This window comes from Streptomyces bugieae, assembly GCF_036352915.1.
Classification (GTDB): domain Bacteria; phylum Actinomycetota; class Actinomycetes; order Streptomycetales; family Streptomycetaceae; genus Streptomyces; species Streptomyces endophytica.
In genome coordinates, this window is record NZ_JAZBJP010000005.1 from 1 (window position 1) to 19142 (window position 19142).

The 19142-nt window shown below is 74.2% G+C and carries 9 protein-coding genes; 4 read left to right on the plus strand and 5 right to left on the minus strand.

The features are described 5' to 3' along the window. The 3 genes from V2J85_RS13140 to V2J85_RS13150 all read right to left on the minus strand — a co-directional run. A partial coding sequence (locus tag V2J85_RS13140; protein ID WP_474064961.1) for a WXG100-like domain-containing protein occupies window positions 1-3011 on the minus strand: 3011 nt, incomplete at its 3' end. Between the two features lie 170 nt (window positions 3012-3181). Continuing rightward, on the minus strand, window positions 3182-3565 hold the full coding sequence (locus tag V2J85_RS13145) for a WXG100 family type VII secretion target (RefSeq protein ID WP_261951326.1): 384 nt from the start codon (window positions 3563-3565) through the stop codon (window positions 3182-3184). Window positions 3566-3661: 96 nt separating this feature from the next. Then, a complete protein-coding gene (locus tag V2J85_RS13150) occupies window positions 3662-5449 on the minus strand; it encodes a PucR family transcriptional regulator (RefSeq protein ID WP_330821679.1) in 1788 nt (595 codons plus the stop codon). 242 nt (window positions 5450-5691) lie between these two features. Between V2J85_RS13150 and V2J85_RS13155 the strand changes: the two genes are divergently transcribed. Together V2J85_RS13155 and V2J85_RS13160 are read left to right on the plus strand one after the other, a co-directional pair. After that, window positions 5692-7125, plus strand: coding sequence for a sodium:solute symporter family protein (locus tag V2J85_RS13155; protein WP_261951328.1), 1434 nt, complete (start codon window positions 5692-5694; stop codon window positions 7123-7125). 79 nt (window positions 7126-7204) lie between these two features. Continuing rightward, on the plus strand, window positions 7205-8905 hold the full coding sequence (locus tag V2J85_RS13160) for a thiamine pyrophosphate-binding protein (protein ID WP_261951329.1): 1701 nt from the start codon (window positions 7205-7207) through the stop codon (window positions 8903-8905). 78 nt (window positions 8906-8983) lie between these two features. Here V2J85_RS13160 and V2J85_RS13165 read toward each other — a convergent pair whose 3' ends face one another. Beyond that, a complete protein-coding gene (locus V2J85_RS13165) occupies window positions 8984-11101 on the minus strand; it encodes a YhgE/Pip domain-containing protein (protein ID WP_330821680.1) in 2118 nt (705 codons plus the stop codon). Next, entirely contained in the window at window positions 11073-11882 is an 810-nt protein-coding gene (locus tag V2J85_RS13170) for an ATP-binding cassette domain-containing protein (protein ID WP_261951331.1), read from the minus strand. Before V2J85_RS13170 ends, V2J85_RS13165 begins: the two co-directional genes overlap by 29 nt. 230 nt (window positions 11883-12112) lie before the next feature. Here V2J85_RS13170 and V2J85_RS13175 point away from each other — a divergent pair, with 230 nt between their 5' ends. Together V2J85_RS13175 and V2J85_RS13180 are read left to right on the plus strand one after the other, a co-directional pair. Continuing rightward, window positions 12113-14947 (plus strand): discoidin domain-containing protein, encoded by a 2835-nt coding sequence (locus V2J85_RS13175; protein WP_330821681.1) that lies wholly within the window; start codon window positions 12113-12115, stop codon window positions 14945-14947. Window positions 14948-15126: 179 nt separating this feature from the next. Beyond that, on the plus strand, window positions 15127-18978 hold the full coding sequence (locus tag V2J85_RS13180; RefSeq protein ID WP_330821682.1) for an ABC transporter ATP-binding protein: 3852 nt from the start codon (window positions 15127-15129) through the stop codon (window positions 18976-18978). Window positions 18979-19142 lie beyond the last annotated feature (164 nt).

A 19142-nucleotide genomic window follows, 5' to 3' on the forward strand; every position in this document is an offset into this window, starting at 1 on the left:
GGGTCGGGGTGGGGTTGGGGTCGGCCGTCGTCGTCCTTGGGGATGGCGTTCTCGACGTGCTGCTGGTGCTCGTCGGTGGGGCCGTCCAGCCCGCCGGGGCGCTCGCGGTTACGGGTGTCGGAGGCGGCGGGGGGATCGTTGGGGGGCTCGTGCCGGGGGTGGTCGTGGTCGGCCTGGTCGGTGGGGGTGCCGTGGTCGGTGGGGGTGCCGGTGTCGGTGTGGGGGTGGGTGTTCTGGTCGTGCGGGGTGTTGTCGGGGGTGGTGGGGTGGCCGGTGTCGGGATGGTTGGTGTCGGGGTGGTTGGTGGTTGGCTGGTTGCCCGGCTGGTTGCCCGGCCCGTTGTGACTGTTCGGGTGCTGTTGGCCGGTGCGGTCGTTCGGGGTGTCGTGGCCGTTCGGGGGCGCGTCGGTACGGGTCGGCTGCGGTTCGGGGCGCCGGGGGTCCGGGCGGGTGGTGTCGGGCCGGGTGGTGTCCGGGCGGGTGGTGTCGGGCCTGGTGGTGTCCGGGCGGGTGGTGTCGGGCCTGGTGGTGTCCGGACGGGTCGAGTCGGGGCGCGGCTGGGCCGGGGCCGGGCGCTGCTGACGCGGGTCGGGGCGCCCGCCGGAGGGCGTACGCGGGTCGTCCGGGCGGCGCGGCCCGTCGAGCCGGGGGTCGTGGGCGGGGCGGTCCGGACGGCGCTGCTGGGTGATGTCGTGGACCGGCTGGGTGCCGTCGGGGCGGCGGTTGGGCGGGGTGTTCCCGGGGCTCCCCGCGGGCGGGTTGGCGCCGCGCGGGGGTGCGGTGTTCGACGTCGGGGTGGCGGTCCCGCTCGGTGTGGCGGTGTGCGGAGCCGCGTTCGGAGCCGCGTTCGGTGTCGTCGGCCCGGCCTGCGGGGGCATGGCGGTGGGCATGCCGACCACCGGTCCCGGCGACTGCGGGCCGCCCTTCGGTGACTGCTGGGGCGCGGTGGGCGAGTGGCCGCCGGGATCGGCCGCCGGGGTGGGCGGCGGGGCGGTCAGGGTGTCGGCGGACTGGGTGGTGACGGTGGTGTCGTCGTCACGGCCGTGCGGCGCGGGGTCGCCGGGGGTCGGGTCCCGGTGACCGGTGGGCGACGGCCCGGCGGACGCCGCGTGCGGTACCGCCCCGCCCTGCGAGGGCACGCTCACGTGCGGGGTGCTCGGACGTCCGCCGCCCGCACCGGAGTTGCTGCCGTCCCCGTCGTGCGAAGGGGTGCCGCCGCCGTCGCCGTTGTGGGGGGCGGAGGTGGGGGCGTCGTGGGAGGCGGCGGCCGGTTGCCCCGGGGGCGCGTGGTCCGGGGCCGGCGCCGGGGTCGGGCCCGGGTGGGACGACGTGCCGGAGTCGGGCGTTGGTGCGGAGTGCGGCGACGGTCCGGAGTCGGGGCTCGGTGTGGAGTGGGGCGACGACGGTCCCGCGTCGGGTGTCGGTGTGGAGTGCGGTGCTGGTCCCGCGTCCGGCGTTGGCGTGGAGTGCGGTGCTGGTCCCGCGTCGTGGGGCGGTGCCGCGTCCGGGTGGGGGGACGGGCCCGGCGTGGGCTGCGTACCGGCCGGGTCCGGGTGCGGGCGGGCCGCGTCCCCCGCGTCGGGGATGTGTCCGGCGCCCGGTGCGGGGCTGCTGTCCGGTGTCGGTGTGGGGGAACTCCCGTACGGGTTGTGGTCGTTGCCGCCCGTATAGCCCTCGTCGAAGGCAGTGCGCTGGTCCGGGGGCGGCAGCGGTTGGGCCCGGGGGGTCGGGTGGTCGCCGTCCGGGCGTGCGGAGCTGTCGGGGCTGGTGGCCGGGCCGTTGCTCGAACCGGCCCCGGAATCCGGCGCGGGCCGGGACCCGGAGTCCGATCCCGAACCGGATCCCGACCCGGAGTTCGACCCCGCCCCCGACCCCGACCCCGAGCCGGAGTCGGACCCACGGCCCGTGTCGCTGTGCGAGGGGCCCGAATTGCCGCTACCGGAACCGGAGTTGGAGTCACCGGAGCCACCCCCCGACCCCGATCCCGACCCCGATCCCGACCCCGAGCCGCTCCCCGTCCCTGAACCCGTACTCGAACCCGTTCCGCCTCCGGCCCCGGACCCGGCCCCGGACCCGGACCCGGACCCGGACCCGGACCCGGACCCGGACTCAGACCCGTGCCCGGAGCCCGCCGACTCGTTGGACGACCCCGATCCGCTGCCGCTGCTCCCGCTGCTCCCGCTGTTCCCGCTGCTCCCGCCGTCTCCGCTGCTTCCGCCGTCTCCGCTTCCGTGTTCGCCGCCGCTCTCGTGGTCCCCGCCGCGCCCGGCGGCGTGGTCCAGGCCGCCGCGGGCGTGGTGGCCCGCGCGGGCGCCTGCGCCGTCGCGCAGCGACTCCGTGAAGGTCTGGCCGGAGTTCTTGGCCGCCTCGATACCCGCGTCCGCGCCTGTCTTGAGGCTGCGGCCGACGTCGAAGCCCTGCTGGGCCCCGAAGTTCATGTTCATGCCCTGGGCGATGGCGTCGGAGATCATGGCCTCCAGCGCGGAGACGGCGGGCTCCTTGATCGTCTCCATGATCGCCTCGACCAGCGCCTCCCGCGCTTCCTTGAGGATGCGCCGGACGATCAATCTGGTCGCTTGTGTGGCGCCCGCCGCGCCGATCTCCGACAGGCCGAGCGTGAACGGTGCCGCCGCTTGTGCCGCGATGATCTCTGCCGCCAGGATCGCCAATTGGGCGATCACCGCGACTTTCATCCCGACGATCACCACCGACCCCGCGTCCATCGCGAAGGCGATCAGCTCGGCCGCCGTGCGCGCGTCGTCGAGGTAGCCCGAGCCGTTGCCGGAGAACTTCTCCCAGGTCTTGCTGAAGCCGTCGATGCTGTCGCCGGAGTTCGCCGAGAGGACGTTGCCGGCGGCGGTGACGCCCTCGGACTGCAACTGCTCGACGGCGTTGGCGAACTCCCGCCAGGCGCTGGCGGACTCGTTCATCTTGTCCTCGTCGCCCGTCGGCCAGTCGAAGCCGAGCATCTCAAGGACCCACTCCAGCCAGTCCGGCAGCATGAGCGACATGGCGGCAATCCCCCGTACGTGGAAGCGGTCAAGCGGTGACGGCGCGTTCAGGAAAGGAGCGGGAGGGGCGGGAGGGGCGGGAGGAGCGAAAGCGGCGAAGGCAGTGGGTGGCCCGGCGGTCGGTCGGGCCTGGAGGGACACCCCCGCGGAGAGCCCCCAGGTCTGCGGCGCTAGGTCTGCGGTGCCTTGAAGTTGCTGATCAGCTGGCTCTGCGCCTCGGCGTTGGCGACGTGCTGCTTCATCAGCGAATCGTTGAAGTCCTCGTCGGCCTGGTGGTTGTCGGCCATGGTGTTCAGCGCGCCGCCGATTTCCTGGAGCTTGGCGGCCAGATGGCCCATCGACTCGTACATGCCGTCGCGCAGGCCCTCGTAGACGACGCCGAACTTCTCGCCGATGTCGTCGTCGCCCCACGGCGGGGTGTCCTGGCCCTCCAGGCCGGTCAGCGTGTTCTTGAGCTTCTCCACGGCGGACTGGTAGCGCTGCCCGACGTTGGTGAAGTCCCGTCCCCCTGACTTCAGCGACGGGATGTCCGCCTGTAGTCCCTCTCCGGCCATCTGTGCCCCCCGTTCCCCACGCTCATCGACAGGTTGCAGGACAACGTGGCGCAAAGTTTAGTCCTGGACTCCCTTATGCATTCAAGGAGTTGACTGTCACAACGCTGTCACCGACGGGCCCGGACGGCTGCCGCCGACAGCCTCCGTTCCGGCGCGGTCGAGGCAGCGGAGGGCGAACCACAGCTCCATGCGGACGTCGGTGTCGTCCAGGTCGGTGTCGAGGAGCGTGGCGATACGGGCGATGCGCTGGCGGACGGTGTTGCGGTGGATGGCCAGCGCGGTCGCCGTGCGGTCCCAACTTCCGTGCAGGGAGAGCCAGGTGTGCAGCGTGGTGACGAGTGCGGGGGAGGCGGCGAGCGGCGCGAGCAGGGCCCGGGCGTGCCGGTGGGCGTCGTCGGGGTCGACGAGGGCGGCGAGTCCGGGCCGGTCGGGGGAGGGGCGGCGGACAAGGGCGGAGCGGTGGGCGAGGGCGCGGCGCAGTGCGGTGGCGGCGTGCCGGTCGGCGGCGGGCAGCTCCTCGACCGGGACCGGGGCGCTGACGCCGAGGGTCCAGCCGGGCTGTGCGCCGATCTCCCGGTCGGCCGGGACCAGGGCCCGGAGCCGTCGCCCGGACGACGCCGGTTCCGGTGTCACGAGAGCGGTGCCCAGCGCGGCGGCCAGCGCGGCCGCGTCCGCCTCCGGTGCGGCGGTTTCTCCGCGGCGCTCGGCGTGCACCACGGTCCAGCGGGGCGCGCCGAGCAGCGGAGCGACCTCGGCCGGCCGGGCACCCAGGAGCAGATGGGCCAGGGCGGCGGAGTGCCCGGTGTCGGCCGCACCGCGGGCCGCGGCCGGGCCGGTGATCAGCGACAGCAGCACCGCGGCGACGCCCGCGATGGTGTGTGCGGGTGGATCGTCCGGGTCCGCGGCGACCACCAGCGCATACGCCTCCTGCCCGGCGGCGCGTCCCGTCAGGGCGTACGCGGACAGCTGGGTCCCCGGGAGCGTGTCGGTGGCGGAGGACGGCCCCCCGGCCGTGGCCCGCGCCCCGCCTCCAGTACTGGCCGCGGCCCGCGCCCCGCCCCCGGCACCGGCCCCGGAGTGCGTCCCCGTCCCGACCCCGGCCTCCCGGCCCCCGGGCCCGGCCACGTCGCCGCTCCCGACGCTGCCGCCCCCGGCGACGCCGCCCCCGACGACCTGCGCGAGCCGGCCGGCCGCGGTGCGTACCCGGTCGGTGGGGCGGGGCCCGGCCGAGCCGTGTTCCGTGCCGTCCGCGCCGAGCAGCGCCGTCCAGCCGTGGACGTGGCGGGCCAGCGCGCGCAGCACGGCGCGTGCCGGATCCGGCCGGGCGGCGGCCGCGGCCAGCGCGCGCTGCGCCTCGCCGATCCGGGTCAGCTCCCGGTGGCGGGCCTTGGTGACGGCCTGCCACACGGCGCTCTCCACGGCCGTGAACGGGGTGCCGGCCGGCACCTCCACCAGCGGCAGGCCGTGCCGGTCGCAGGCCTCCACCAGTGCGGGCGGCACCGCCTCGTGCACCGGCGCGATCCCGAAGCCGAGTGCGGCGGCGCCGGCCGCGACCGTGCGGGCCGCGTACCCGTCGAGGTACGAGGCCAGGGCCGCTTCCGGGTCCGCGCCCGCGGCCCCGGCGGTCACCTCCGCCAGGTGCACGCCCGCCGTCAGCAGCAGCTCGCCGCCCAGGAGGTACGGCACCGGGTCGGCCATCTCGGAGGTGTGCACCCAGTGGAGGGTGACGCCCTCCCGCGGCCCCGCGAGCTGGCGCAGCCCGAGATCCGCCCGGGCGAGGAGACCGGCCAGCGGCACCGGCGGCGTCGACGGCGCGGTGGTCACCGGCGGGCCGGACGGCGGGTGCGGCGCCTGGGCGGACGGAGGCGGAACAGGAGGCGGCATGTGCGGACCCTCCACAGGAGCGGCCGATGGGTGGAGGAAACGTACACTTCAGCGTCGCCGCGCCGCCTCCTAGGGTCAACCCCCGAGACGAGTCCGCGGGACGGCGAGCCTTCGAGGCGGTCCCGAGGCCGAGTCCCCGGGAGGCGGGCCGCTCTTCCCCCGTGCGTGCCCGCCTCTCTCCCCCTCCCCGTGTCTCCTCCCCACACCCCCTCTCCCCTCGGCGTAGCTGGAAGGGATGGCCCATGGCTGTCGACTATGCGGTGATCGTGCTCTATCTGGCCGGAATGCTCGCCATGGGCTGGTGGGGCATGCGCCGCGCCAAGTCGAAGAGCGAGTTCCTGGTGGCCGGGCGCCGCCTCGGGCCCGCGATGTACTCCGGCACCATGGCCGCGATCGTGCTCGGCGGCGCGTCCACGATCGGGGGCGTCGGCCTCGGCTACCAGTACGGCCTCTCCGGTGCCTGGATGGTCTTCACCATCGGCCTCGGGCTGCTCGCCCTGTCGGTCTTCTTCTCCGCGCGGATCGCCCGCCTGAAGGTCTACACCGTCTCCGAGATGCTGGACCTGCGCTACGGCGGCCGGGCCGGGGTGATCTCCGGCGTCGTCATGTGGGCGTACACCCTCATGCTGGCCGTCACCTCGACCATCGCGTACGCCACGATCTTCGACGTCCTCTTCGACCTGAACCGCACCGTCGCGATCATCCTCGGCGGCTCGATCGTCGTCGCGTACTCGACGCTCGGCGGCATGTGGTCGATCACGCTCACCGACATGGTGCAGTTCGTGGTCAAGACGATCGGCGTGCTGCTCCTGCTCCTGCCCATCGCGGTGGTCAAGGCGGGCGGCTTCGCCGAGATGAAGGCCAAGCTCCCGACCTCGTACTTCGACCCGCTGGGCATCGGCGGCGAGACGATCTTCACCTACGTGCTGATCTACACGTTCGGCATGCTCATCGGGCAGGACATCTGGCAGCGCGTCTTCACGGCCCGCAGCGACCGGACGGCGAAGTGGGGCGGCACGGTCGCCGGCACCTACTGTCTCGCGTACGCCCTCGCCGGTGCCGTGATCGGTACGGCGGCCAAGGTGCTGTACCCGAAGCTGGGCAGCCCGGACGACGCCTTCGCGACCATCGTCAAGGACGAACTCCCCGTCGGAGTGCGGGGGTTGGTGCTCGCGGCCGCGCTGGCCGCGGTGATGTCGACGTCGTCCGGCGCGCTGATCGCCTGCGCGACCGTGGCCAACAACGACATCTGGTCGCGGCTGCGGGGTGCCGTGCGGCCCGCCGGCGAGGAGCACGACGAGGTCAGGGGCAACCGCGCCTTCATCCTCCTCATGGGCCTCGCGGTGATCGGCACGGCCATCGCGCTGAACGACGTCGTCGAGGCCCTGACGGTGGCCTACAACCTGCTCGTCGGCGGGCTCCTGGTCCCGATCCTCGGCGGTCTGCTGTGGAAGCGCGGCACGGTGCAGGGCGCGCTGGCCTCGGTGTCGGTCGGCGGCCTCGCGGTCATCGGCCTGATGGCGGGCTACGGCATCCTCGCCAACGAGCCCGTCTACTACGGCCTGCTCGCCTCCCTCGTGGCCTATGTGGCGGTCAGCTTGGCGACCCGGCCCACGGACGCGGCGGTGCTCGCGGTGTGGCGGGCACGGCTGCAGGCCAGCCCGTCCGACGCTTGACCCGACGACGCGACCACCCCCAGCAGACGCCGCGACACACGACGAGCCGGCCCCGAGACAAACGGAGAGTCACCCGCCGATGAGCACCACCGCACCCGCCCCCACCCCGTCGCCGACGGACCCCCCGCGCACCGGCGGCGACCTGGTCGTCGAGTCGCTGGCGGCACTCGGCGCGGACACCGTCTTCGGGCTGCCGGGCCAGCACGCGCTCGGGGTGTTCGACGCGCTGCGCCGGTCCGCGCTGCGGTACGTGGGGCTGCGGGTGGAGAACAACGCGGGCTTCGCCGCCGACGCCTACGCCCGGGCGACGCACGGGGTCGCGCCGCTGCTGGTCTCCACCGGGCCCGGCGCGCTGATGACGCTGCCCGCGCTGCAGGAGGCGGCGGCCGCTTCCGCCGCCGTCCTGGCCATCGGCAGCCAGGTCCCGCTGGCCGGGATCGGCGGCGGCCGCCACGGTTATCTGCACGAACTCACCGACCAGAGTGCCGCGTTCCGCGATGTGGTGAAGTCGGTCCACACCGTCCGCACCGCCTCGCAGATCCCGTCGGCGGTGGCCGCCGCCTGGGAGTCGGCGCTGAGCGCGCCGCACGGCCCGGTGTGGCTGGAGATCCCGCAGGACGTGCTGCTGGCGCCGGTCGACGTGCCGCCGGTGGCCGGGCTCGCCGTGACCCCGCGGGTGCCGGCGCCCCGGCCGGAGCTGATCCGTGCGGCCGCCGGGCGGCTGACCGCGGCCCGCCGCCCGGTGATCCTGGCCGGCGGCGGGGTCGTACGGGCCGGGGCCGAGGCGGAGCTGCTGGCGCTGGCCGAGCGGCTGCGGGCGCCGGTGGCCACGACGTTCGGCGGCAAGGGCGCGTTCCCGTGGGAGCACCCGCTCTCCCTGCGGTCCTGGCTGGAGGACCGGCACACCACCGACTTCCTGGAGGACGCCGACACCCTGCTGGTCGTCGGGTCGGGGCTGGGCGAACTCTCCTCGAATTACCACACGTTCCGCCCGCGCGGCCGGGTCGTCCAGATCGAGGCGGACCTCGGCAAGCTGGAGTCCAACCACGCCGCGCTGGGCATCCACGCGGACGCCCGGCAGGCACTGGCCGCGCTGGTCGAGGAGACGGCCGGCGCCGCGGCCGGGGCGGAGGCCGTCGTGCCGCCCGCGCCCGGGGCGGCCGGGTCTCCGGAGGCCGCGGTGGCCGGTGTGCTCGCCCGGGTACGGGACCGGCTCGCCGCCCAGGACCTCGGTCTGGAGCAGCAGGTGCTGGCCGCCGTGCGGGAGGCGCTGCCCGAAGAGGCGGTCAGCTGCTGGGACATGACGATCCTGGCCTACTGGGCCTGGTCCGCCTTCGATCCGCGGCGCACCAACGCACTGCATTCCGCGCAGGGCGCCGGCGGTCTGGGGTACGGCTTCCCGGCGGCGCTGGGGGTGGCCGTCGCCGATCCGGAGCGGCCGGTCCTGGCGGTGTCGGGGGACGGCGGCGCCATGTACTCGATCGCCGAGCTGGCCACCGCGCGCCAGTACGGCCTGCCGGTGACCTGGCTGATCGTCGACGACGGCGGCTACGGCATCCTGCGCGAGTACATGACGGACGCCTTCGGCGAGGCCACCGGCACCGAACTGAGCCGCCCGGACTTCGTCGCCCTGGCCGAGTCGTTCGGCGTTCCCGCGGTCCGTACCGACCCCGGACGGCTCGGCGCCGACCTGGCCGCGGCGCTCGCCGCCCCGGGCCCCTCGGTCGTCGTCCTGCCGGCCCGGCTGCGGATGTTCGCGCCGACGCACCTGCCGGCCTGACGCGGGGCCGCACCGGCCGGAACGCGCGGGTGCGGTGCCGGAGGACCGGCACCGCACCCGTCGATCGGAGGGCTGTTCCTACAGGCTGAGCTCCGGGTGCAGGTCCTTCATCCGTACGACCTGGCGGCTGCGCGCCGCGAGGGCGGTGAGGGCCAGGGCGCCGAGGGTGAAGGCCGCGAGGACCACACTGCCCTGCCACACGACGGCGAGGTCGCCGCCGGTGATCAGCCGGCGCAGCCCGTCGACGACGTAGCTCATCGGCAGGAAGGGGTGCAGGGCGGCGAAGAAGCCGGGGCTGGTCTGCACCGGGTAGGTGCCGCCCGCCGAGGTCAGCTGGAGCATCAGCACGACCAGGGTCAGCACCCGGCCGGCCGGGCCGAAGAAGGCGCTCAGCAGCTGGATGATGGCCGTGAACGCGGCCGTGGCCAGCACCAGGAAGCCGATGGTGGCGGCCGAGCGGGCCATCTGGAGGCCGAGTCCCCAGTGGAGCACGGCCATCAGGGCCAGCACCTGGACGACGCCGACGGCGAAGGCCGGCAGCCAGGAGCCGAGCGCGATCCGCCAGCCCGGGGCGCCCGCGGCCAGCGCGCGCTTGCCCAGCGGCTGCAGCAGCATGTACGCGACCATCGCGCCGACCCAGAGGGACAGCGGGATGAAGTACGGCGCGAGGCCGGTGCCGTAATTGGGCGCCTTGTGCAGCGACTTGGCGGCCAGCGCGACCGGGTCGGCCATCACCTCGGTGCGGGCGTCGCGGTCCTTCTTGTCGTAGTCGGGGATCTTGCTGACGCCGCTGTGCAGCCCGTCGGCCAGCTCGTTCGTGCCGTCCTTCAGCTTGAACAGGCCGCCGGTGAGCTTCTCGGCGCCGTCCTTGGCGGTGCCGAGCCCGCTGTGGACCTTGCCGGCGCCGTCGGCGACCTTCCCGGCGCCGTCGGCGAGGGTGTTGATGCCGTCCGCGAGCAGCCCCGCGCCCTGGGAGACCTTGTGGGCACCGGAGTTGAGCGCGTTGATCTTCTCGATCGCGGCGTCCGCGCGGTCGGCGATGCCCGGTGCCTGGTCGGCCACCGTCACGGCGACCCGGTGCAGATCACGGAGCTTGGTGTGCAGCTGCCCGAAGTCGGTGCGGCCGATGGTGTCGTTGACCTTTTCCGCCGCGTCGGCCGCGACGGCGGTGCCGTCCGCGATGGCCTTCAGCTTGGGGCAGTCGGGGTCGGTGGCGACGACGCCGCAGCGCTCGCGGTACAGCTCCGCCGCGTCGTCGGCGTTCTTGCGCGCCTGGCCGGCGGCCCGGGCCGAGTCCCCCGGAAGCTTGCTGAGGTCCTCGTCGAGCCGCTGGGTGAGGTCGGCGACCGTCTGCGCCTTCTCGCCGATCTCCTTGCCGTGCGCCCTGAGGTAGGGCAGGTCCTTCTTGGCGATGCCCTGCACCTTGTCGGCGAGCTGCTGGGTGCCGTCCGCGACCTGACCGGCGCCCTGGCTGAGCTGCCGGGCCTTGGAAGCGGCCTTCGTCGTGCCGTCGCTGACCTGGCCGGCGCCCTTGCTGACCGCGCCGGAGCCCTGGTCCAGCTTGCCCAGCCCGTCGGCCAGTTCGCCGGTCTTCTCCTTCGCCGTGCCGACGCCGTCGTCGACCTTCCCGGCGCCGTCGGCGGCCTCGGCCGTCTTGTCGTGCAGGTCGGAGAAGGACACGAAGATCTTGTCGAGCATGCCGCGGGTCGACGTCGCCGAGGTCTTCGCGCGGATCTCGGAGAAGACGGTCTTGGAGATCGAGCCGACGATGTAGTTGTTGGCGTCGTTCGTCCGGACCTGGAGGGCCCCGGTCTGCGGGTCGTCGCCGGAGCTGGAGGCGATCCGCTTGCTGAAGTCCGACGGGACGGTCAGGGAGAGGTAGTACGTGCCGTCCTCGACGCCCTTCGCGGCGTCCTCGGCGCTGACCTCCTCCCAGTCGAAGGTCTTGCTGTCCTTGACGTTCTTCGCCAGTTCGTCGCCGGCGGCGATCTTCTTGCCGCCGGCGGTGGCGCCCCGGTCGTCGTTGACCAGCGCCACCGGGATCTTGTCCAGGCGGGCGTAGGGGTCCCAGAAGGAGCAGAGGTAGAGCGCCCCGTACAGCAGGGGGATCAGCATCAGGGCGACCAGCCCGAGCCGGGGCAGCTTCCCCCGGCCGAAACGCCTGAGCTCAAGCGCGGCCAGCTTCGGCGAACGCATGCGCCGCTTCCTCCTCGGTGGTGTGGGGGGTGGTGCCCGGGCCGTCCTGGGCCGGGGCGGGGTCCGCGGGCCGCGCGGTGCCCGCGGGTGTGGTGCGGACGATCAGCGCGTCCGCCGGGGCGTCGCTGCCGGCCGCCACGACGGTGGTGCCGGCCAGTGCGAGGTCCCGCAACAGCTGCCAGGCCAGGGCGCGTTCGGCCGGCGACAGCTTGAGGTCGACGTCGTCGACGGCGAGCAGATGCGGGTCGTGCATGACCGCCAGCGCGATCGACAGCCGCAGCGCCTCCAGCCGTTCCAGGTCGCGGACGGTGGTCCGCAGGCCCTTGGCGAGGGTGTCGGGGTCGAGTCCGGCGGCCGCCAGCGCGGCGTCGATCCGGGCCCGGGCGGCCTCCTTGTGGCGCTTGCCCCAGGGCAGCAGCCCGCCCGGTGAGTTGGTGAGACGACGGCCCAACAGGGCCTGTTCCTTGAGGTGTTCGCCGACGGTGAGGGCCGGTTCCAGTTCGGCGACGCCCGGGACGTGGGCGAGTGCGGTACGGCCGCGGACCGTACCCATCCGCTTGGGCAGCGGGAAGCCGGCGACCGTGGCCGAGCCCTCGGTGATCCGCATCCGGCCGGTCAGGGCGAGCAGCAGGCAGGTGCGCCCGGAGCCCGACGGGCCCTCGACGGCGATCAGCGAGCCCGGCTCGGCGGTGATGTCGACGCCGCGGAAGGCCCAGCCGCGCGGGCCCCGCACTCCTATCCCCGTGGCGTGGACCGCCGCCCCCTTGCGGGTGGTGTTCACAACCCCTCCCCTTTTGGTCTGACTGGTCAGTCTAAAAGTGTGCCGTATCCGGGACCCTTTTGACCAATCGGAGGCCTTTGGCGCACGCGAGCGGCAATCCGTCCCCCTTGAGGCCGTGACCCGAACGGGGGAGTCGGCTTAGGGTTCCCCCATGGCGGGGGCCTGATGATGTTCACGTGGCGCCCGTGGCGCGACCCGCGGCACGGGCTCTTCATGGATGACGGAGAACCATGGAAGATTCGACACGTCACCCCGCCCGCCTGCCGTCCCGGGATCCGCTCGGGCCGCCTCCCGGCCGCACCGGCCACCGCTCCCGCAGGGCCCTCGCACCGCTCCTCGCGGCCGCCCTGGTCGCGGTCCTCGCACCGGTCTCCGCCTCGGCCGCCGCCCCGGTGGCCAGGCCGTCGCCGGAACCGGCCGGCGGCCCGCACGGCCCCTGCCTGACCGGCCACGACGGTGACGGCTGGACCGCCACCTCCGACAAGATCGACCCGGCGGACAGCTACCACGCCTTCGTCGGCAACGGCTATCTCGGCCAGCGCGTCCCGCCCAACGGCACCGGCTACGCGGCCCCCGGCGGCCAGACCGGGTGGCCCCTGAAGACGCCCGCCTACGACGGCTCGTTCGTCTCCGGGCTCTACGCCAAGGGCCCCAAGGACGTCCAGGGCCGCCAGGCCATCGCCGCGCTCCCCACCTGGACCACGCTGAACGTCGCCACCGGCGGCGCCCACCCCGACACCTTCTCCTCGGCCACCGCACCCGGCCGGATCTCGCACTACCGCCAGTCCCTCTCGCTGCGCTGCGGCTTCGTCCGCACCTCGCTGACCTGGACGGCCGCCGACGGGCGCCGCACCGACCTGGTCTTCGACGTGCTCACCGACCGCACCGACGCGCACACCGGCGCCGTACGGCTGCGCATGACGCCCCACTGGAGCGGCGCCGCCACCGTCACCGACGCCCTCGACGGCCGCGGCGCCCGCCGCATGTCGGCCTCCGGTGCCCCCTCCGCCTCCACGGACGCCTCCGGCGGCACCATGGACGTCGGCTTCCGCACGGACGGCACCCGTACCGAGGGCGCGGTGGCCTCCACCCTGCGACCCGGCCCCGGCGTCCGGGCCACCGCGCCCGGCACGGCCCCGCGGTCCGGCCGGACCGCCTCCCTCAGCAACCGCCAGCAGGTGACCTTCCCGGTCCGCGGCGGCCGCTCGTACGAACTGGCCAAGTACGTCGGCGTGGACACCGCGCTCACCTCGCACCACCCGCGCGCCGCCGCCGACGCCGCCTCCCGCCGGGCCGCCCGCCGCGGCTGGCAGGAGCTGTTCGCCCGGCACACCGCCGCCTGGCGGCAGTTGTGGCGCAGCGACATCGAGGTCAAGGGGCAGCGCGACCTGCAGACCTGGGTCCGCTCGGCGCAGTACGGCCTGCTGTCCAGCGTCCGCGCCGGCAGCCGCAACAGCATCGGCCCCACCGGCCTGACCAGCGACAACTACGCCGGTGAGATCTTCTGGGACGCCGAGACCTGGATGTACCCGGGCCTGCTCGCCACCCACCCCGACCTCGCCCGGTCGATCGTCGACTACCGCTACAAGACCCGCGCCGGCGCCCGCGAGAACGCCCGCAAGCTCGGCTACGACGGGCTGTTCTACGCCTGGACCAGCGGCAGCAAGGGCGACCTGTGGAACGAGTGCCACAGCTGGGACCCGCCGCACTGCAGGACCCAGAACCACCTGATGGGCGACATCTCCCTCGCCACCTGGCAGTACTACCTCGCCACCAAGGACACCGCCTGGCTGCGCTCGCGCGGCTGGCCGGTCCTGAAGGGCATCGCCCAGTTCTGGGCCTCCCGCGCCACCCGCAACGCCGACGGCAGCTACTCGATCAAGAACGTCGCCGGGCCCGACGAGTACAGCAACGGCGTCAACGACGGCGTCTTCACCAACGCCGGCGCCGCCACCGCGCTGCGCCACGCCACCCGGATCGCCGCCGTCCTCGGCCAGAAGGCCCCGGCCTCCTGGAACACCATCGCCGACAAGCTGCGCATCCCCTACGACGCGAAGCGGAAGGTCTTCGAGCAGTACGCCGGCTACAAGGGCACCACCATCAAGCAGGCCGACACCGTGCTGCTGATGTACCCGCTGGAATGGCCGATGTCGCAGGCCCGGGCGGCCCGCACGCTGGACTTCTACGCCGCGCACACCGACCCGGACGGCCCGGCCATGACCGACTCGGTGCACGCCATCGACGCGGCGGGCATCGGCGAGGCCGGCTGCTCCACGTACACCTACCTGCTCCGCTCCATCAAGCCGTTCGTGCGCGGCCCGTTCGCGCAGTTCTCCGAGGCGCGCGGCAACAAGGCCGGCGCCGACGACCCGCACGCCGGCCGGCCCGCACAGGACTTCCTCACCGGCAAGGGCGGCTTCCTGCAGACCTTCACCCACGGTCTGACCGGGCTGCGGCTGCGCGAGGACCGGGTGCACCTCGACCCGCTGCTGCCGCCGCAGCTCGCCGACGGCGTCACCCTGCGCGGTCTGCACTGGCAGGGACGGACCTACGACATCGCGATCGGCGCGCACCAGACCACCGTGCGGCTGACCTCGGGTGCGCCGATGCGGATCGAGTCGCCCCAGGGCGAGCAGATCGTCAGCCGCGGCGTACCGGCCGTCCTCAAGACCCGCCGGCCCGACCTGGCCGCCACCACGAACGCCGCCCGCTGCACCCCGGCGACCGCCACCTCCGAGGAGCCCGGCATGTACGCGGTCGGCGCGGTGGACGGCAACGCCACCACGGGCTGGGTGCCGGGCGCGGCGGACGGCACCCTCACCGTCGACCTCGGCCGGGCCACCCGGATCGGCAAGATCACTCCGCACTGGACCTCGGCCCGCCCGAAGTCCTCCCTGGTCCAGGTGTCGCGGGACGGCACGCACTGGACGAACGCCGGCTCGGCCGGCCACGGCCCGGTCCGGTACGTCCGGGTCACGGTGCACGGCGACCGGACGCCGGCCGCCGACGGCAAGCCCCGGCCGCACCCGGGCATCTCGGAGCTGACCGTGCAGCGGCTGAACTGATCACCCGCTCCCCGTGAGCACGCCGTGCGCCGGCCGGTCCTTCTGGGCCGGCCGGCGCACGGCGTCTATCGCACGGCGCACGATCCGGTCCGCAACCACCGGATTGTTGCAGCGGGATGAAATTCACACCTGGCGGTGTTGGTGCCTTGCGGTAGACGTCGAGGCGTGGGAGGCACCGGGTGGCGGGGACGGACACGGAGACGACAGGGGCCGGCTGGGCACGGCGGCTGATCCGGGACTGCTGGCAGTACCGGAAGGACGTGCTGCTCGCCCTCGGGGCCTCGCTGGCCGGGATGGCCGTGATGGCCCTGGTCCCGCTCGTACCGAAGCTGATCATCGACGACGTCATCGTCAGCCACCGGCGGGCCCTCGCCCCCTGGGCGAGCCTGCTGATCGCCGCCGCCGTGGTCGTCTACGTCCTCACCTATCTCCGCCGCTTCTACGGCGGACGCCTCGCCCTGGACCTCCAGCACGACCTGCGCACCCGTATGTACGGCGCGATATCCCGGCTCGACGGCCGCCGTCAGGACGAGCTGAGCACCGGCCAGGTCGTCGGCCGCGCCACCAGCGACCTCCAGCTGATCCAGAGCCTGCTGTTCATGCTCCCGATGATGATCGGGAACGTCCTGCTCTTCGTGATCTCCCTGGTCGTGATGGCGGTGCTCTCCCCGCTGCTCACGGTCATCGCGCTGGCCGTCGCGCCCGCCCTGTGGTTCATCGCCAAGCGCAGCCGCGCCCGGCTCTTCCCCGCCACCTGGTACGCCCAGAGCCAGGCGGCCGCGGTGGCCGGCGTCGTGGACGGCGCGGTCTCCGGCGTCCGGGTCGTCAAGGGCTTCGGGCAGGAGGAGCAGGAGACCGGCAAGCTCCGCGAGGCCGGCCGCCGGCTGTTCGCCGGCCGGCTGCGCACGGTCCGCCTCAACGCCCGCTACACCCCCGCCCTGCAGGCCGTCCCCGCGCTCGGCCAGGTCGCGATGCTGGCCCTCGGCGGCTGGATGGCCACCCGCGGCGAGGTCACCCTCGGCACCTTCGTCGCCTTCTCCACCTACCTCGCGCAGCTGGTCGGACCGGTCCGGATGCTCGCGATGATGCTGACCGTCGGACAGCAGGCCCGGGCCGGCGTCGAGCGGGTCTACGAGCTGATCGACACCGAACCGGCGCTGACGGAACGGCCGGACGCCCACGAGCTGCCCGCCGACGCCCCGGCCACCGTCGAGTTCGACGGCGTGACCTTCGGCTACGGCACCGGCGAGGGCAGCCGCCCGGTCCTCGACGGCTTCTCGCTGCGCATCGAGCCCGGCGAGACGGTCGCCGTGGTCGGCACGTCCGGCAGCGGCAAATCGACCGTCTCGCTGCTGCTGCCCCGCTTCTACGACGTCTCCGCCGGCCGCGTCCTGGTCGGCGGGCACGACGTCCGCGACCTCACCCTCGCCTCGCTGCGCGCCGCCATCGGCCTGGTCCCCGAGCACAGCTTCCTGTTCTCCGACTCCATCCGCGACAACATCGCCTACGGCCACCCTTCCGCCACCGACGCCGAGATCCGCGCGGCGGCCCGCGCCGCGCAGGCCGACGACTTCATCTCCGAGCTCCCCGGCGGCTACGACACCGAGGTCGGGGAGCAGGGACTGACCCTCTCCGGCGGCCAGCGGCAGCGCATCGCCCTGGCCCGCGCGATCCTCACCGACCCCCGGCTGCTGGTCCTCGACGACGCCACCTCAGCCGTCGACGCCCGCGTCGAGCACGAGATCCACGAGGCGCTGCGCGGCGTCATGGCGGGCCGCACCACCCTGCTCATCGCGCACCGCGCCTCCACCCTGGCGCTCGCCGACCGGGTCGCCGTCCTCGACGGCGGGCGGCTGGTCGACGTCGGCACCCAGGAGGAGCTGGCGGAGCGATGTCCGCTCTACCGCGAGCTGCTGACCGACCCGGAGGAGCTGGGCGGCGTCGAGCGGGACCCGGCGGGCGAGCTGGCCGGCGCCTTCGACGGCGAATTCGCGGCGAGCGGGCTGCTGGAGTACGCATACGCACCCGGCAGCGACGAGCCGCAGGCCGCCGAACCGGAGACCACCGCGCAAGCCGACACCATCACCCCCGAGCTGTGGGTCCGCCGCGAGCAGGATGCCGAGGCCGGCGCGGCCGGGGTGGCGCCCCGCGCGGCGGCCGCCACCGGACCCGGCATGGCCGCCGCGACCGCCGGCCTGCCCGCCACCCCCACCCTGCTCGACCAGGTCGCCGCGCTCCCGCCGGCCACCGACACCCCGGACGTCGACGAGGACCGGGCCGTTGGCCCCGAGCGCTCCTACGGCCTGCGCCGGCTGCTGCACGGCTTCGGCGCCCCGCTGGCCGTCGCCCTGGCCCTGGTCGCCGTGGACGCCGTCGCCGGGCTGCTGCTGCCCGTCCTGATCCGGCAGGGCATCGACGAGGGCGTCCGCCGCGGGGTGCTGGCCGGGGTGTGGACGGCCGCGGTGCTCGCCCTGGTCGTGGTCCTCGCCCAGTGGGCCGCCCAGTTCGGCGGCAACCGCATGACCGGCCGCACCGGCGAGCGGGTGCTGTACTCGCTCCGCCTCAAGATCTTCGCGCAGCTGCAGCGCCTCGGCCTCGACTACTACGAGCGCGAGCTGACCGGCAAGATCATGACCAGGATGACCACCGATATTGACGCCTTGTCGACATTCCTGCAGACCGGACTGGTCACCGCCCTGGTCTCGATGCTGACGTTCTTCGGCATACTCGTCGCCCTGCTGGCCATCGACCTCCAGCTGGCGCTGGTCGTCTTCGCCACCCTCCCGCCGCTGGTCATCGGCACGTACTTCTTCCGCAAGCAGAGCGTCAAGGCGTACGAACTCGCCCGCGAGCGGATCAGCACCGTCAACGCCGACCTCCAGGAGAGCGTCGCCGGCCTGCGGATCGTCCAGGCGTTCCGCCGGGAGCGGAGCGGCGCCGAGCGGTTCGCCGCCCGCAGCGACGCCTACCGCCGGGCCCGGGTCCACGGCCAGTTCCTGATATCGATCTACTTCCCGTTCGTGCAGCTGCTGTCGTCCGTCGCGGCGGCGCTGGTGCTGATCGTCGGCGCGAACCGGGTGAGTGCGAACACCCTGACCGCCGGCGCGCTGGTCGCCTACCTGCTCTACATCGACCTGTTCTTCGCCCCCGTCCAGCAGCTCTCCCAGGTCTTCGACGGCTACCAGCAGGCCTCCGTCTCGCTGGGCCGCATCCAGGAGCTGCTGCGCGAGCCGACCTCCACCCCCGCCGCCGAACGCCCCCGCGAGGTGCCCGGGCTGCGCGGCGAGCTCACCTTCGACGACGTCCACTTCCGGTACGGCTCGGGCGACACCCCCGCGCTGGCCGGGGTCAGCCTCACCGTCCCCGCGGGCCAGACCGTGGCCTTCGTCGGCGAGACCGGCGCCGGCAAGTCCACCCTGGTCAAGCTGGTCGCGCGGTTCTACGACCCGACCTCGGGCGCGGTCCGCGTCGACGGCACCGACCTGCGCGAACTCGACCTGACCGGCTACCGCCGCCGCCTCGGCGTGGTCCCCCAGGAGCCCTACCTCTTCGCCGGCACGGTCCGCGACGCCATCGCCTACGGCCGCCCCGACGCCACCGACGCCGAGGTCGAGGCCGCCGCCCGCGCCGTCGGCGCGCACGCCATGATCGCCACCCTGGAGGGCGGCTACCTCCACGAGGTCGCCGAACGCGGCCGCAACCTCTCCGCCGGCCAGCGCCAGCTGCTCGCGCTGGCCCGCGCCGAACTCGTCGACCCGGACGTGCTGTTGCTCGACGAGGCCACCGCCGCCCTCGACCTCGCCACCGAGGCCGTCGTCAACCAGGCCACCGACCGCCTCGTCGGCCGCCGCACCACCCTGGTCGTGGCCCACCGCCTGACCACCGCCGCCCGCGCCGACCGGGTCGTGGTCCTCGACCGCGGCCGGATCGCCGAGGACGGCAGCCACGCCCAACTCCTCGCCCGCGACGGCCGCTACGCCGAGCTGTGGCGCACCTTCACCGGCGAGGGCGAGGAGGAGCTGGTGGCCTGACCGGGAGGCGCCCCCGGCCCGGCGTCCCCGGCCCGGCAGCCGCGCCCGGCCGCCGAGGCCCGGCCCCCGCCGCCCCGTGCCCCGGCCGCCGGTCCCCGGACGGACCCCGGGGGCTGGTGGTGCCCCCGGTGCGCCGATAGGTTCAGCCCGACCTTTGCAATCCC

What these genes read in the sequence shown, in the direction of transcription:
- V2J85_RS13145 (WP_261951326.1), bottom strand. Translation starts at nt 3,565, where the DNA reads ATGGCCGGAGAGGGACTACAGGCGGACATCCCGTCGCTGAAGTCAGGG.
- V2J85_RS13150 (WP_330821679.1), bottom strand. Translation starts at nt 5,449, where the DNA reads ATGCCGCCTCCTGTTCCGCCTCCGTCCGCCCAGGCGCCGCACCCGCCG.
- V2J85_RS13155 (WP_261951328.1), top strand. Translation starts at nt 5,692, where the DNA reads ATGGCTGTCGACTATGCGGTGATCGTGCTCTATCTGGCCGGAATGCTC.
- V2J85_RS13160 (WP_261951329.1), top strand. Translation starts at nt 7,205, where the DNA reads ATGAGCACCACCGCACCCGCCCCCACCCCGTCGCCGACGGACCCCCCG.
- V2J85_RS13165 (WP_330821680.1), bottom strand. Translation starts at nt 11,101, where the DNA reads ATGCGTTCGCCGAAGCTGGCCGCGCTTGAGCTCAGGCGTTTCGGCCGG.
- V2J85_RS13175 (WP_330821681.1), top strand. Translation starts at nt 12,113, where the DNA reads ATGGAAGATTCGACACGTCACCCCGCCCGCCTGCCGTCCCGGGATCCG.